Genomic DNA, 615 nt, shown 5'->3' with positions numbered 1-615 from the left:
AAATATCGCGGGGTGGAGCAGCTGGTAGCTCGTCGGGCTCATAACCCGAAGGTCGTAGGTTCAAGTCCTGCCCCCGCAACCATATGGCGGAATAGCTCAGCTGGCTAGAGCATTCGGTTCATACCCGAAGGGTCGTAGGTTCAAGTCCTATTTCCGCTACCATATTTCTAATCAATATATTTGGTTGAAAATTTTATGTTGTCCTACAATGTAGGAGTCTACAGTGATTATTGTTACTGTAAAGAAAGTGCTGGAGTGGCGGAACTGGCAGACGCACAGGACTTAAAATCCTGCGGTGGTTAAACACCGTACCGGTTCGATTCCGGTCTTCAGCACCAAATATCGCGGGGTGGAGCAGCTGGTAGCTCGTCGGGCTCATAACCCGAAGGTCGTAGGTTCAAGTCCTGCCCCCGCAACCATATTTAAAATTGTCTTTAATATGCTGGAGTGGCGGAACTGGCAGACGCACAGGACTTAAAATCCTGCGGTGGTTAAACACCGTACCGGTTCGATTCCGGTCTTCAGCACCAAAATATCGCGGGGTGGAGCAGCTGGTAGCTCGTCGGGCTCATAACCCGAAGGTCGTAGGTTCAAGTCCTGCCCCCGCAACCATAT

6 tRNA genes are annotated in these 615 nt (G+C 50.9%); all 6 read left to right on the top strand.

Annotated elements, in window-relative coordinates:
- Positions 1 to 6 precede the first annotated feature (6 nt).
- A tRNA-Met gene (locus C661_RS0107840) sits at positions 7 to 82 on the top strand.
- 3 nt (positions 83 to 85) lie between these two features.
- Positions 86 to 162, top strand: a tRNA-Met gene (locus C661_RS0107835).
- A gap of 87 nt (positions 163 to 249) precedes the next feature.
- Positions 250 to 338, top strand: a tRNA-Leu gene (locus tag C661_RS0107830).
- 5 nt (positions 339 to 343) lie between these two features.
- Positions 344 to 419, top strand: a tRNA-Met gene (locus C661_RS0107825).
- 22 nt (positions 420 to 441) lie between these two features.
- Positions 442 to 530 (top strand) — tRNA-Leu (locus C661_RS0107820).
- 6 nt (positions 531 to 536) lie between these two features.
- A tRNA-Met gene (locus tag C661_RS0107815) sits at positions 537 to 612 on the top strand.
- Positions 613 to 615 lie beyond the last annotated feature (3 nt).

It is taken from the genome of Clostridium tunisiense TJ (assembly GCF_000300195.1).
In the GTDB taxonomy this organism is placed as follows: domain Bacteria; phylum Bacillota; class Clostridia; order Clostridiales; family Clostridiaceae; genus Clostridium_J; species Clostridium_J tunisiense.
Note: the sequence above shows the minus strand (reverse complement) of the source record. Positions and strands in the feature narration are given on the sequence as shown.